The following is a 14,663-nucleotide window of genomic DNA, read 5'->3' on the forward strand; positions in this document are numbered from 1 at the left end:
CATTCTCCAAAAACACAGTCTTAAATATTAAAATTGCGGGTTCAATTGCAAAGGAACTTCCAACAATCGTTCGGTTTGCTGTGCAAACTCAATTGATTGTTTTTGCCAAAAATCAGCAGATTGGATCCATGGGAATGCTTTCGGAAAAGCAGGATCTTGCCAGCGACGAAGGATCCATCCTAAGTAATGCACCATACGCATCGCACGTAGCGGTTCAATCAGCTTTAACTCACGTACATCAAAATCGCAAAACTCGTTATACGCTTCTAATAACGTATCCAGTTGAATAATTTGCTCTTGGCGTGAGCCATTGAGCAACATCCATAAATCTTGTACCGCAGGACCATTGCGAGCATCATCAAAATCCACCAGCCAAGCTTCATCCCGCCACAAAATATTACCGGGATGACAATCTCCTTGTAGGCGGATAAACGATTGCTGAGCAGGCCACAGCATTTTAACTTGAGCAATCAACTTATCTAACGAATCAATTAATGGTGTTTTATCACGCTCTCTAATTAATGAACTCGTAGCAATAATATTTCTAGGCTGATCGAGATATTCATCCACACCGATAGTCGGACGAAATGCAAAATTTCGTTGTTTGCCTATCTGATGGACACGACCTAATAAATGCCCTACCCCTTCAAGTTGAAATAAGTTATCTGTTTCATATTGGCGCCCTCCGATGCTCGGAAAGACTGCAAACATAAATCCACCAAACTCTAAAACAGTCTGCCCTGCAAATTCTAACGGTGCTGCGACTGATAGACCTTCATCTTGCAGCTCAAGGGTAAAATCATGCTCTTCTTGAATTTGAGATCGGTTCCAACGCTCAGGTCGATAAAACTTCACCACATAGCGCTGGCGATTTTCATCCTGAAATTGGTAAACACGATTCTCGTAGCTATTTAGCTCAGTGAGCCCTGATTCGGGATAAATACCCGCTTCCATCAACGCATCAAGGATCACATCAGGGGAGATTCCACTAAAGTTAAAGCTCGAATGTTCTGTTAAATCCATATCCATTTAGTCTTTTATGATGCCACGCGCGCGCAAAATCGCCGTTTTAAAATCATCCTCGTAATCTTTTTGAATACCAGGGATAACCGCATTACTATCAGTACCACGCATTTTCAGATGATAAATTAATACGTCGTCAGTCAGTTCAGATAAACTGCCTTTAAAACCCGCTTCATCAGCCAGTTTTTGCAATAGTTGCACGAGATTTAAATCTGAGTTGTCCTTCCATACTGGATGCAGAAGTTCAATGACTTCATTTAAACGATGGCATTTCATGTTTATTCCTTATCACGAATATTCGATACAAGTTACCAATAATCCTACAATAGAAAAAGGGAACAGTTGTCAATCTAAGTAAAGTTTAACCGTTTCTTGTATTAATATTCATTGATTTTATAGGAAAATAGAATAGATTTTAGCTGTAACTATACTCAAAAAATTATTTAAGTTCGTTGAAACATTTTCGCTAAGATTTTCAGAGATATTGAACATGTCATTTCGTCAGTCAATTACAGGCGTTATCCTCGCAGGCGGCAAAGGCACTCGCATGGGAGGACAAGATAAAGGGCTCATACCTTTATTGGGTAAGCCGTTGTACCGCTATATTATTGAACGCTTACAGCCACAAGTTGGTCGGTTACTGATCAACGCAAATCGCCATCACGCCGAATATGCTCAAAGCCAGCTGCCTGTCTTTAGCGATTTGACGACCGATTTTTCAGGTCCGTTAGCTGGTATGCAAGCCGCACTGCATCAAGCCACGACAGATTGGCTGCTATTTGTCCCTTGCGATGTTCCTGAATTTCCAACTGACTTAGCTGAGAAAATGTTTCATGAAAAAGGTGAGCATCTTGCCTGCTACGCCTGTGATAATGAGCGAGAACACCCCACATTTACTCTGATTCATCGGTCTCTACAAAAAACCTTGGATGATTACCTCGCAAGAGGGGATCGCAAATTGATGCTATTTATGCGTGAAATCGATGCAAAAAGCGTCATGTTTACCTCTGAAACCGGAACATTTGCTAATTTAAATACGCCGGAAGATAGCCGTAACTGGGAGTTGCAACAAAAATAATCATGAGCCAGAACACGTTACCTTTACTCGGGATCACCGCCTACAGTGGAACCGGAAAAACCACCCTACTCAAAAAAGTTATCCCGCTACTGAGACAACGCCATGTCCGTGTCGGCTTAATCAAGCACACGCATCACGATATGGAGATTGATACACCGGGCAAAGACAGTTATGAATTACGCAAAGCAGGTGCAGATCAAACGTTAGTCGCCAGTAATCAACGCTGGGCATTAATGACCGAAACCCCTGAATGCAATGATATGAACCTGAATTACCTTGCCAGCCGTTTTGATCCTACCTCATTAGATCTGATCTTAGTTGAGGGCTTTAAAGGTGAGCCTATCGATAAGATCGCACTGTTCCGATCCGATGTTGGTAAACCCTTAAATGGCTTAATTGATGAGTATGTTGTGGCAGTCGCCAGCGACGAAATCATCGATACCAATGTCCCACAGTTGGATATCAATAATCCAGACCAAGTAGCTGATTACATTGTCTCTTGGTGGCAAAAAAGCCAGTAACCTAAATACACAAAACGCCTCATTGTAGGCGTTTTTTATGCACTTTTTCGCACGATGAGTTCCGGTTCCAGCTGAATCAGTTTTGGTTGATAGCAGGACTGAGTCCAAATCCCTTCCAGTAAAATCATGACTTGCTGAGCAATGCGATTCACTGGCTGCGCCAACGTTGTAAGTTGATACCCTTCCCATCCCGCCATTGGAATATTATCGCACCCAATTATCCGTAATTGTTGTGGGATCTCGATATTTAACCTTTGGCGGCAATAATCCATCACGCCTAGTGCCAAAGAGTCCGCAGCACAGAAGAGTCCCTCTAAGGATGTCATCTGCGGTTGATGCAATAATGCTGCCTCAAATCCAGCTTGGTAGCGGTAGCTTCCTGCTGATAAGCAGATCGGTTCTGGCTGACCTAATGCCATTAAATAACGCTTAAATCCTTGATAACGTTCATTTGATGCTTGACCATCCCCTCTTCCTGCCATAAATCCTAGCTTGCTTAATCCTAAACTTAATAGGTATTTTGCCGCCATTTCCCCCGCTAATTGATTATTCGTTTGCACTGACGGAATCAACCCTGTGGCATCAGCACGACCCAAGGTAATGAGTGGTAACGAGAGCTTTAGGCACAGATGAAAATGTTCCGCAGGAAGTGACCCTACCACCGCTACCACCCCATCAATTTGGTAGCCCGATAGTTGTAGAATCGCACCATCAAGATCGCTCGCCTGTTTCACATTCAGCAGCATAGGCTGTTTCCCATGGCCTTGTAAGGCGCTAGATAACGCTTCAAACAAATAAGACTCATAGGGGTTCGATAAATCACTGACCAGAATAGCCACAATATTCGAACGTTTTTTCTGAGAGGGCATACCGAGCGTACGAGCAAAAAAATTGGGTTGATACCCCAACTTTTTCGCCGCTTCTAGGATTTTTTGCTGTTTTTTCGGGTGGATACTTGCCCCTTCAGTAAACGCCCGAGATACTGACGAACGCGAAACACCCGCAATCTCTGCAACGTCGGATGCCGTTACTTTTCGGTTGTGCATCATGCTAAGCATTCCCCCTGCTGAGCCAACTGAAGAAACGGATATTCGACAATATGTTCACTCAAGCTATCTCGGGAACGCTGCTCAATATGATAAAGCCGCCATTGGCTATTCGATTTTGGAGATAACTTTTGTAATCGCTGGTGTAGAGACGCCCAAGAGCCATGACTCGGATGAATATCGAGGGTTTCACACTCCAAAAATACCCAATCACTTTGTAACGCCAGTTGTTCCCCTTGGGGCGAAATTTCACCATCCCCTGAGTAAAACAGGCTGCGCCCCGAATTCGCCGTCAGGTGCAAGCTACGATTACTCACCGAATGCTGCGTTAACGCCGTTGTCACTTTCCAATCACCAATAAATTGAATCTCTTCACTATTTTGTTGGATGATTTCAAAACCTAATTGCGCTTTAGGCCAATGGGCAAAGGCAAGAAGCGGCGCTAATAGCACCCATTGTTCCCGCTGAGCAATAATCGTCAGTGGGTGCTTACGCTGGTATGAATCCATCCAATTCAGCAAAGACGTTAATCCCAAACAGTGATCAGGATGGGTATGCGTCAGATAAATTGCGTCCAAGTCCTCCACATGCATTTTTCCAAACAGCGCTTGAGGAACTGACGGACCACAATCTACTAACAATTGGTAACCGAATTCTTCCACCAAGATACTGGCGTTTGTCCGCTCACTGTCATAAGCATCCCCCGTTCCTACGACGGTAATTTGAAAACTAGGCTGCATGGTTCGTCCTTATTTGTTGGGGCTCAATCCGTTGTTCCTGCGCATCAAAAAAATGTAACGCCGAGCGCCCAACGTTAATCGGCAGCGCATCACCCGCAACATAAGCCTGATCACTTTCCACCACAAAGTGTTGACCTTGTAATGAACCATAATAGAGACGTGAATGCCCAAGAGGCTCCACGACAGAAATTGGCATGAGTGCATCGGGGTGTTGATTGTCTACCACGACTTGATTAGGACGAACCCCCACATATGCCGCCTCAATCGGTAATCGCCTATCTATCGAATTAAATACTTGTGGTGTCATAAAGTTCATCACCGGAGAGCCAATAAATGACGCTACAAACTTATTCGCAGGTTGGTTATATAGCGCTTCTGGCGTACCTACTTGCTCAATGCGCCCTTGATTTAAGACGACGATGCGGTCGGCTAAGGTCATAGCCTCAACTTGGTCATGTGTCACATAAATCATGGTGGCCTTTAGGTTTTGATGAAGCTGTTTCAAGTAAATACGCATCTCGCCGCGTAACTTAGCATCAAGATTCGACAGCGGTTCATCAAATAAAAAGAGTTCGGGGTCACGCACAATTGCACGACCAATGGCGACACGCTGGCGTTGCCCGCCAGAAAGCGCTGATGGTAAGCGACCAAGTAAATGCGTCAGCTGTAAGTTTTCGGCGGTAGCGCGAACTTTCTGAGTAATATCCCGAGCGCTCATACCCGCCATTTTGAGCGGGAATCCCATATTTTTCTCGACACTCATATGGGGGTATAACGCATAAGACTGGAACACCATTGCCACATGCCTCAGCGAGGGATGCACATCATTCAAGCGCTGACCATTCAGTCGCAGTTCTCCTGCTGTTATCGATTCCAGCCCTGCAATCATGCGCAGCAATGTGGACTTTCCACAGCCAGAAGGTCCCACAAACACCACAAATTCACCCTCATCGATCGTTAAATCGACTTGTGGGATTACGCAGTGTCCCCCGTAACTTTTACCAATTTGAATGAGTTCAAGTTTTTTCATGATAAGTGCCTATTATTTCAATCCCATCGAGAAACCACGTAGTAAATAACGCTGCATATAACCCGCAAGTGCCAGCATTGGCAGTGAAGAAACAATCCCTATCGCCATCATTTCACCCCATGCAGTGCCGTCTTCTGTCATAAAATTAGAGATAAACAGTGGGAGGGTGAATTTGTCCGGCGTATGAATAAATAACAGTGAAAACAAGAACTCATTCCAGCCTAGGATCATGGAGAAAATTGCTGTTGCCACTAGCCCCGGTGCACAGAGAGGAAAAACAATATAACCCAAACGGCGTAATAGATTTGCGCCATCCATCGCGCCCGCTTCTTCAATTTCTAACGGAATATCGCGGATAAACCCAAGCAGCATCCAAATACAAAACGGCAAGGTATACACCTGATAAGACAAAATCAGTCCGATACGCGTGTTAAGTAACCCAACGTGATTCATCAGAGAATAAAGCGGAATAGCAATGACAATGGGCGGCATCATTTTGATAATTAAAACACCCAGTAAAAACACGTTATCGAGCTTTGCGGGAAAGCGATAACGCACTAAGGCGTAAGCACAAAAAAAAGCGAGTATCACAGAGAGTGCGGTAGCCCCTACAGAAATTAAAATGGTGTTACCAATTAACCTCAGCAAATCCCCTTCAAATAAGGATTTAAATGCCGAGAAACTCGGCTGGCTAGGTAATAGCTTAGCCCCCGATTGCAAAATTTCAGAGGGTGATTTAAACGCTGTGCCAAACATCCAAATAATGGGTAGCGTCATACTAAAAACGGCAATCCAAACAATTAACGTATGTATTTTTGCTTTCATAATCAGCGCCCTTTCATGACGTTACGGGCATAAATCAACGTCATCACTAATGAAATCGCCAGCATCACTAATGCCGCCGCGCTCGCCATGCCTAAATCGAAGAATCGAAAACCGTATTTATAGACAAACATCGATAATGTCTCGGTGGAGTTGCCTGGCCCCCCACCTGTCATCACATACACTTTGTCGAATAACTTAAATGTATCGATAGAACGCAGTAAAAACGCCAACATCAGCTGTTTTTTGATTAACGGGAGCGTGATGTAAATAAAGGATTTCCAACCTTTTGCACCATCCACCATCGCCGCTTCGCCAATATCTTTAGGAATGGACTGTAAACCCGCCAAAATGATCAGAAATGCCATCGGTGTCCATTGCCATGTATCAACTAATGCAATGGCATACAGGGCTAAATTCGGATTGAATAACCACTCTTGGGTGGGTAGCCCGATAGCCACCAGCAAACTATTTAAAAAACCAAAATCATAGTTATACCAAGAGCGCCAAATCGATGAACACACCAGTGTGGAGAGCATCATTGGGTAGATAATGATAGGTAAAGCAAATTTTCGCCCAGCAAATTGACGGTTAAACAGCAGTGCTAGCCACAGTCCTAAGAGAACCTGGGCGATGGACGCTACTAGCGTAAAAATGAACGTATTTTTGATGGCAGCCAGAAAGAAAAAGTCATCGAACAATTCAGAAAAGTTTGACCAGCCAATAAAGTGATAACTATCATCGATATAATCTACCTGCCCAAATGCGTGATACAGCACGGATACGATGGGATACAGCGTCAATAATCCCAGCATAATAAGTGCGGGGAAAAGTAGCCAAAACAGCTGTTTACGATTTTCAAATAACATACTCAGCATTCCATAAAGGCGCTAGAAGCTAGCGCCATGAAAACATCACTATTTTTTGGTGCTACGTTCAATACGTTTTTGTGCTTGTTCCAAAGCTTGATCTGCGGTCATTTGCCCCATCATCGCCATTTGTAAAAAGTCCCCAAGAATACTTTCCACTTCTGCCCAATTTTGAATACGTGGGCGCGCTTTACCGGCCTCTAATGCGGCGGCTTGTTGTGGGTACCAACGGTATTGATTTACGACTTGCGGGTCTGCATACACACTATGACGGGTAGGTGGCGTACCAAAATTTAGCGCTAAGGCTTTTTGCATCGCTGCACTGCTAGCAAATGCGAGGAATTGCTCGGCTTCTGCTTTGTTTTTCGCATCCGCCGGAATGGCTAACTGCCAAATACCTAACATTGGTGCTGACTGCCCTGTTTCTGCGGGAGGTGCCATCATTTCCATTTTACCCACCACATTTGATACCTTGGCATTATCAAGATCAGGCACCCATGCTGGCCACACTTCGATTGCCATCGCCGCTGTGCCTTTTTGTAACGCATCACGCACTTCATCGGCGTTATACACATCGACACCTTTCGGTGCATATTGCTTCATCGCCAAGAACGTTTCTAACGCTTGTTTGGCTTGTGGAGTATTTAAGGTTGGTTTACCGTTAGCATCAACAACATCGCCACCATATCCCCACAGAATTGGTAAAAATCCCGTCACGATCGGGTTACCTTTCACACCACGATAAACCACGCCATTGGCTTTGCCATCTTGGCTAATGGTTTTCGCTGAGTTCAACACATCCGTCCATGTTTTCGGTTGCTGAAGTTTGTACTGGTCGAAGAGGTCTTTATTCCAAGCGAACATCGCCACATTACCTACCATTGGTAACGCATAGGTCGCCCCTTGACCATCTTGGCGACCAATATCCACGGTGGATTGAATAAAGTCTTTATCGTGTAATGCATCAGGAAGCGGAGATAACCACTTATTAGCAAGGAACTCAGGTGCCCATGTGTCGTCCATTAAAATCACATCATAGTTGCCCGTCTTTTCGCGCATGGAGAGCACGACGCTTTCGTATAACCCTTTACTTGGACGCTTCACTAGCGTGATTTCTGCTTTTGGATTATTTTTTTTATATTCATCGACAACAAACTGCATCGCATCACCGTAACCACTGTCTCGACCGGCAATAACTAATTCTGCGGCGCTAGCGCCAAATGTTGAGGCGATCAGAGCTGATGCCAATAATGTGCGCTTAATCATTTGCTTCTCCTAGTGTTTGGTTTTGCAGTACGAATTTTTGTTAAGTGATTTTTTTTGCACGCGCGTTCAAATTGCCATGGCAGGCTACGGCGGGGAGATGACAGTGAGATGAATAAGAAGTGAAGGTTTTATGGAGTGTAGTGAAGACGATTAGCATTACATTGCTACTTTCTTTAGTATGATGACAATAACTTGCATAACATCCTAATTGAGAGCTGAATGACTCGCACCCAACGCCTACTCACGCTGATCCAGATCCTGAAAGAGAATCGCTATCCGGTTACCGCAGACGCCCTTGCCTGTCAGTTAGAAGTGAGTGTTCGTTCCATTTATCGTGATATTGAATCGCTACGCGACCAAGGGGCTGAAATTACTGGTGAAGCTGGCATCGGTTATCAGTTAAAAAGCGGATTATTACTGCCACCATTGATGTTCGATGAAAATGAATTGGAAGCGCTGATTTTAGGGTTACGCTGGGTAAAAAGTAACGCTGATACAGAACTCAAAAATTCAGCGCTACGCACGCTCAATAAAATTAATGCCATGGTGGGTAAAGAGGCGCAGATCATCCTAAACAGTAATACTTTATTTGCCCCGACAACTCAACTTAATGAAGTTGACGAGCATGTGGCTAAAAATTTGCGCTTGAGTTTACGGGAAGAGCGCAAAGCCAAAATAGCGTATATGGATATTAAAGGGCAACCCAGTGAACGGATTATTTGGCCGATTGCGGTGGGCTATATGAAAGATACCCAAGTGTTAGCCGCGTGGTGCGAGCTGCGCCAAAGCTATCGCCATTTCCGCTTAGATAGAATGCAATCTTACACCGTGTTAAGCGAGACACTTCCCTACCCGAAAGGCTATTTACTCACCCGTTGGCAACAAGAAGTCTTGTGTGTCACTCCTGACAATTTCTGACACTGCTCTCGCCTATAGTGAGTGCTCTACTTCATTTAAGGAAAATCACGATGAGCGAGCTAGTTCTATTTACCAATGCAATGTCCCGCGGCAATACCGCTGAATTACTCTTAAAAATGATGGACGTTCCCTATAAGCGCATTGAATTAGCTTATGGTGCAGAGATGCACACCAAGGAATACCTTGCCATTAATCCGATGGCAAAAGTGCCCGCATTAGTTGATGGAGATGTCATTGTTACTGAATGTGCGGCGATTTGTCTTTATTTAGCCGATAAATTTATTGAAAAAGGCTTTGCTCCAGCACTCAATAGCCCTGAGCGTGGTGCTTATTACCGCTGGTTTTTATTCACCGCAGGTCCGATTGAATCTGCGTTTACCGTCCTTGATTTAGGTGTGGAATTAACAGAAGAACAGCAAAAGTCGTCAGGCTTTGGCAGCGTTGAACGCACTTTAGCGACTCTAGATGTCTGCCTTGCCAGTGCCAAGCCCTATATTTGCGGTGAAACATTGATGGCAGTTGACGTATATGTGGGCTGCTTTGTGATGTTTTTAACTAAATATTGCAACTATACCGCCACCCCTGCGATGCAAAAATATATGGATAACTTAGCAATACACCCAGAGATTGCTGCGCTGCTGGCGATGTAGTACGTTCTCTACGCATCCCTTGAAAACATGTCGAATGAATTCAAGGGATCGTAATGCCACCACCAACGAACCGCATCAAAATCAATCGGCTGAGTTGCATTAAATTGTGACTCTGGAAGTTGCTCCGTCAAACGCCCTCCCTCAAATACACTCTCTCCGCCCTGACCGCTGATAGATTTATAGCGTCGTGTGTTTTGTGACCAGACTGTCGCGCCCATATAGTAGCGAATCAACGTTTCAATATATTCGCAGACACCCGCAGGGGCTTCTTTTTCAATATCTTTTTTCAAACGCAAAATCAGCCCAAGTAGCCGATCACGCATCTCCAAATATTCCTGAATTGCCTCATCGAACCCATATTGACGCTCACGCATCAGCACACGAATTAAATTATGTTCTTCATCCGTCGCACCACGTACAGATTCTTTGATATAAGCGTGAGGCTCCGCTTCCCATACCATTAAGTTAGCTAGCGCTTCAAATAACACGCGAACTTTACGATTTTCATAGTCACGCTGAGCAATATCCACATTTGCAATAATGTGCCCTAATGTCGGAAAAGCAAGTGCGCCACCTCCCGTTAAACGGATCGTCATATAGTCATTCAATGAAGGGGCTGGGTTCACGGCTTTCCACATTTCTGCCATCATATACACCCGCATATACTCCACAAATCTCGCGGTTTGTTCTGCCGTTGCGTATTTATCTAAGCGAATACGTAGGTCGCGCGCAGCAAGCGCGTATCGATCATTAGATAGCTTGTATTCCGGCACCTCAAATTGTCGCCAAATCTCTGCTGAATATTGAATCAGCTTTTCAGGTTGATGTGCGACTTCCCCCTCATCGCAGTATTCATCGTCGTAAGCAATTGACCACATACAAAAATCAATGCCGATTTGCAGTAGCTCATCACTGCCGACCGGGAACATTAACGAACCAAACCATGCACAATGACAGTTTGCCAGCCGCGCTCGTTGGGTGTCATCAGCGTATAACTCAAAGTGGTCAGCATAGTCCCGAGTGACTTTTTCAAATGGGTGATGGTCATACTCATCAAGTTGAATATAAGGTGTGGGATTGTTGGGATAAAAGCTAGGATGAATAGCGGGTAAAAATGGGTGAGGTAGAGGAGGAAGTTGTAATGGCATGCAATGACCTCTTTATTTTTTTTCGACAATGATGCTGTAAGTGGAAACTTTGTTTTTTAACAGCGCGACAGAGAAGTTTTCGGCTAAAACCCGTAGCTCTTCTAAAGCCCCATCGACACCTTCAGGGAAATGGCGTTCAATATTGGCTTTGGATTCCATTAACCAACGGGCGACATCAATATTTGACGGTAGCACCCGAAAATCGTTAATAACGAATCCGCTATGTTCAATAACTTGCCGAACATACTTGGGAGTTTTGCGGTATTTGCAAGCTAATCGGTCAACTTCATCGGGGGTATCTGACTGATATTCATCCAATTCTATATTGTATAAATTATCTGAAATGATAATTTTTCCACCCTTACGCAATCTTGGATATAGCACAGAAAATACTTTTTCGAAAACATCGTTGGTGAAATGGGAAATGACGCCGCGAATAATCGCTAAGTCATAATATTTTTCTTCATCGGGTAATAATGAGAGGTCATGAGCTTGGCATAAATACAGATTGATTCGCTTACGAAGCCGCTCGTCACTATAGAGTTGATCGCAATAATCAAGCTGTTGGACGCTAATATTAATGCCATCTAGGGTGGCACATTCCGTAAAGTATTCGGCTAAATATTTCAGCGTATATCCCCAGCCACACCCTAGATCCAGAATTCGTCCCACCGCTGGTCTGTTGGATCCCGTAACACCCGCCAGAAAAAGCTGCTGATTGAGATGTCGTAATCCTGATTTATCTAACGATGACAAGAGCCTACCATCGAGATAGTTTTCATTGGCAATGAAAGGACCATCATAAACACCAAATTGGAACAGCAATAATTCGCCAATCGCTTTTTTCCATTTTTCGGGGTCTTCACTGTAAGTTAAAGCGACTTTATCGCCATATTCATCATGTTGAACGCTGTGAATTACATGGTATTTTGCACCACATTGTGGCACACCATCAGAAAGCAACGGATCCATATCTACTCCACAAAAAATAAATGATGGAGGGAAGATAATAGGAAGCACGCCCAATTAATAATGTAAAAATTAATAGGGGCTGATAAGAACCTTTCGAGGGAATTAAAAAGTAAAAAGGCCAGATATTATCTGACCTTCTTTTTTATGACTTATTTACACGCAAATGCTTAACGCATTGTCACGAACTCTTCTGCAGCGGTTGGATGGATTGCGACGGTATTGTCGAAATCTTTCTTGGTTGCGCCCATTTTTAGTGCAACCGCAAAGCCTTGCAGAATCTCATCCATACCAAAACCAATCCCATGAATACCAACAATTTTTTCATCTTCACCCACACATACCAGCTTCATGCGGCATGGTTGGCGATGAGAAGTGACTGCGGTATACATCGCGGTAAATGAAGATTTATAGCATTTCACGGCATCTGAGCCATATTTTTCAATCGCTTCTGGCTCAGTTAAACCCACTGTACCAATTGGTGGATGGCTGAATACAACCGTAGGTATGTTGGAATAATCTAAATGCTCATCTGGTTTGTTGTTAAATAAACGCTCAGATAAACGACGACCCGCAGCAACCGCAACAGGCGTTAATTCAACAGCACCCGTGTTATCACCGACAGCATAAACACCCGCTACATTGGTATTTTGGTACTTATCGACCTTGATATACCCTTTCGCGTTCAGTTCAACACCCGCCGCTTCAATGTTCAGGTTATCCGTCATTGGCTCACGACCGATTGCCCAAATCAACGCATCAACGGTTTGCTCGTGACCATTTTCTAATTTAAGTGTCAGTGAACCATCTGCATTTTTTACCACTTCTTTCGGAATGGATTCAGTATGCAGTGTTGGACCTTCGGTGTTCATCACTTCCACTAGCGTTTCAACGATGAGTGGGTCAAAAGCGCGTAGAGGCGCATGTTTACGAACAAACAGATGTGCTTCGCTACCTAAACCATTCAATACACCTGCCAGTTCAACCGCAATATAGCCAGCACCGACAACAGCAACGCGTTTTGGTAACGCTTCCAATTCAAAGAAGCCATCGGAAGTCATGCCATATTCTGCTCCGGGGATCGCGGGGATCACTGGGCGTCCACCTGTTGCGATCAGAATATGATCCGCAGTGTAGATTTCACCATTGACTTCAACAGTATGCGCATCAACGAAACGGGCAAAACCTTTAATTACGTCAACTTTATTATTACCCAGCACGCGGTCATAAGATTGATGAATACGGTCGATATAAGCAGTACGACTTTCAATTAATTTCTTCCAATTGAAATCATTGATGGTGGTGTCAAAACCATAGTCTGGACCATATGCACGAATCGCTTCGGAAATTTGCGCTGCATGCCACATCACTTTTTTCGGTACACAACCGACGTTAACACAAGTGCCGCCTAACTCTTTGCCTTCAATTAGGGCGCACTTTTGTCCGTACATCGCGGCACGGTTCATTGACGCAATACCGCCGCTACCGCCGCCAATTGCAATATAGTCGTAATGTTTGCTCATAACTTGGTTATTCCCATTTGTTGAATTACGAATACGTTAATATTCTCTTATTATGCTATGTAAACATAAACATTTAAGATAGCTATTGCCTGTTACTGCAATAGCCAGAGTCTATTGTTACTCAGGTACAATCCACTCAACTAATGTATGTCCAGTACCTTCTGGCACCAGTGTTTTATGTAACCACGGCAGGACATTTTTCATCTGCTGCTCAAGTTTCCAAGGCGGGTTAATCACAATCATGCCCGATGCGGTCATTCCGCGCTGGTCACTATCAGGGCGCACGGCTAATTCAATTTGCAGAATTTTACGGATCCCCGTTGCTTCTAATTGATGAACCATACGCTTAATTTGCTGGCGTAGTACCACTGGGTACCAAATCGCATAAGTGCCAGTTGCGAAACGTTTATAACCTTCCATAACGGCTTTTACGACGGCTTCGTAATCTGATTTCATCTCATAAGGTGGGTCCATCAGCATAAAACCACGACGACTTTGAGGTGGTAATTTTGATTTTAATTGTTGGTAACCATCTTCACGAGACACTTGCGCGCGGCTGTCACGAGAAAACTCAGTACGCAGTAATGGGTAATCACTAGAGTGTAACTCGGTTAAAACCAGTTTATCGTCTTCACGCAGTAAATATTTCGCTAATAATGGCGAACCCGGATAATAACGTAAGCGCCCATTTTCGTTTAAACGACGCACAATGTTCATATACGGGAGAAGTTCCTCAGGTAAATCTGGTTGCTCCCAAATACGTGCAATCCCTTCGAGATACTCCCCTGTTTTTTCTGCATGTTCGCTGGTTAATTGGTAGCGACCCGCACCGGAATGCGTATCCAGATACAGAAATGGTTTCTCTTTTTCTTTAAGAGATTCAATAATCAGACTTTGCACCGTATGTTTGAGAACATCCGCATGGTTGCCTGCGTGAAAGCTGTGACGATAACTTAACATGTCGCGTTTATTTCCTGAGGAATTCAGCGGTCACCATTGTGAACGCTGTTAAATAGAGTCTGTAAAGAAGGTCTGTTGAATGAAAAATAGACCGAATAAT

The 14,663-nt window shown here is 44.1% G+C and carries 16 protein-coding genes; 4 read left to right on the forward strand and 12 right to left on the reverse strand.

Annotation, left to right across the window (positions count from 1 at the left end; translation table 11 throughout):
- Positions 1-27: 27 nt before the first annotated feature.
- Complete coding sequence (locus PROVALCAL_RS12085; protein ID WP_036966595.1) at positions 28-1,023, reverse strand: serine/threonine protein kinase; 996 nt, start codon at positions 1,021-1,023, stop codon at positions 28-30.
- 6 nt (positions 1,024-1,029) lie between these two features.
- Positions 1,030-1,299, reverse strand: coding sequence for a YihD family protein (locus tag PROVALCAL_RS12090; RefSeq protein WP_006659561.1), 270 nt, complete (start codon positions 1,297-1,299; stop codon positions 1,030-1,032).
- A gap of 214 nt (positions 1,300-1,513) precedes the next feature.
- Here PROVALCAL_RS12090 and mobA point away from each other — a divergent pair, with 214 nt between their 5' ends.
- Together mobA and mobB are read left to right on the forward strand one after the other, a co-directional pair.
- On the forward strand, positions 1,514-2,101 hold the full coding sequence (gene mobA, locus PROVALCAL_RS12095) for a molybdenum cofactor guanylyltransferase MobA (protein ID WP_006659562.1): 588 nt from the start codon (positions 1,514-1,516) through the stop codon (positions 2,099-2,101).
- A 2-nt stretch (positions 2,102-2,103) separates the two neighbouring features.
- A complete protein-coding gene (mobB, locus tag PROVALCAL_RS12100; RefSeq protein WP_006659563.1) occupies positions 2,104-2,622 on the forward strand; it encodes a molybdopterin-guanine dinucleotide biosynthesis protein MobB in 519 nt (172 codons plus the stop codon).
- Positions 2,623-2,657: 35 nt separating this feature from the next.
- Here the strand turns inward: mobB and PROVALCAL_RS12105 are convergent, their stop codons facing one another.
- From PROVALCAL_RS12105 to PROVALCAL_RS12130, 6 genes are read right to left on the reverse strand one after another with little or no spacing between them, the layout of a single operon-like run.
- Positions 2,658-3,671 carry a LacI family DNA-binding transcriptional regulator gene (locus PROVALCAL_RS12105; protein ID WP_006659564.1) on the reverse strand — a complete coding sequence of 338 codons (1,014 nt, stop codon included), beginning with the start codon at positions 3,669-3,671 and terminating at the stop codon, positions 2,658-2,660.
- Positions 3,668-4,408, reverse strand: a complete 741-nt coding sequence (locus PROVALCAL_RS12110; RefSeq protein WP_006659565.1) for a ribonuclease Z — start codon at positions 4,406-4,408, stop codon at positions 3,668-3,670. Before PROVALCAL_RS12110 ends, PROVALCAL_RS12105 begins: the two co-directional genes overlap by 4 nt.
- Positions 4,398-5,438 carry an ABC transporter ATP-binding protein gene (locus tag PROVALCAL_RS12115; protein ID WP_006659566.1) on the reverse strand — a complete coding sequence of 347 codons (1,041 nt, stop codon included), beginning with the start codon at positions 5,436-5,438 and terminating at the stop codon, positions 4,398-4,400. The genes PROVALCAL_RS12110 and PROVALCAL_RS12115 overlap by 11 nt, the downstream gene beginning before the upstream one ends.
- 12 nt (positions 5,439-5,450) lie before the next feature.
- Positions 5,451-6,263, reverse strand: a complete 813-nt coding sequence (locus PROVALCAL_RS12120; protein WP_006659567.1) for a carbohydrate ABC transporter permease — start codon at positions 6,261-6,263, stop codon at positions 5,451-5,453.
- Positions 6,264-6,265: 2 nt separating this feature from the next.
- Positions 6,266-7,129, reverse strand: a complete 864-nt coding sequence (locus PROVALCAL_RS12125; RefSeq protein WP_039861955.1) for a carbohydrate ABC transporter permease — start codon at positions 7,127-7,129, stop codon at positions 6,266-6,268.
- A 48-nt stretch (positions 7,130-7,177) separates the two neighbouring features.
- Complete coding sequence (locus tag PROVALCAL_RS12130; protein ID WP_006659569.1) at positions 7,178-8,395, reverse strand: ABC transporter substrate-binding protein; 1,218 nt, start codon at positions 8,393-8,395, stop codon at positions 7,178-7,180.
- A gap of 219 nt (positions 8,396-8,614) precedes the next feature.
- Between PROVALCAL_RS12130 and PROVALCAL_RS12135 the strand changes: the two genes are divergently transcribed.
- Complete coding sequence (locus PROVALCAL_RS12135; RefSeq protein WP_006659570.1) at positions 8,615-9,313, forward strand: helix-turn-helix transcriptional regulator; 699 nt, start codon at positions 8,615-8,617, stop codon at positions 9,311-9,313.
- A 50-nt stretch (positions 9,314-9,363) separates the two neighbouring features.
- Positions 9,364-9,963, forward strand: a complete 600-nt coding sequence (locus tag PROVALCAL_RS12140; protein WP_006659571.1) for a glutathione S-transferase family protein — start codon at positions 9,364-9,366, stop codon at positions 9,961-9,963.
- A gap of 8 nt (positions 9,964-9,971) precedes the next feature.
- On the opposite strand, the gene PROVALCAL_RS12145 is transcribed toward PROVALCAL_RS12140, so the two are convergent.
- The 4 genes from PROVALCAL_RS12145 to PROVALCAL_RS12160 all read right to left on the reverse strand — a co-directional run bounded on the left by PROVALCAL_RS12145 (position 9,972) and on the right by PROVALCAL_RS12160 (position 14,563).
- A complete protein-coding gene (locus PROVALCAL_RS12145) occupies positions 9,972-11,111 on the reverse strand; it encodes a terpene synthase family protein (protein WP_006659572.1) in 1,140 nt (379 codons plus the stop codon).
- A gap of 12 nt (positions 11,112-11,123) precedes the next feature.
- Positions 11,124-12,083, reverse strand: coding sequence for an SAM-dependent methyltransferase (locus PROVALCAL_RS12150; protein WP_006659573.1), 960 nt, complete (start codon positions 12,081-12,083; stop codon positions 11,124-11,126).
- Between the two features lie 167 nt (positions 12,084-12,250).
- A complete protein-coding gene (gorA, locus tag PROVALCAL_RS12155) occupies positions 12,251-13,603 on the reverse strand; it encodes a glutathione-disulfide reductase (protein WP_006659574.1) in 1,353 nt (450 codons plus the stop codon).
- 117 nt (positions 13,604-13,720) lie between these two features.
- On the reverse strand, positions 13,721-14,563 hold the full coding sequence (locus PROVALCAL_RS12160; RefSeq protein WP_006659575.1) for a 23S rRNA (adenine(2030)-N(6))-methyltransferase RlmJ: 843 nt from the start codon (positions 14,561-14,563) through the stop codon (positions 13,721-13,723).
- Between the last annotated feature and the right edge of the window lie 100 nt (positions 14,564-14,663).

Origin of the sequence: Providencia alcalifaciens DSM 30120 (assembly GCF_000173415.1) — a bacterium.
Classification (GTDB): Bacteria; Pseudomonadota; Gammaproteobacteria; order Enterobacterales; family Enterobacteriaceae; genus Providencia; species Providencia alcalifaciens.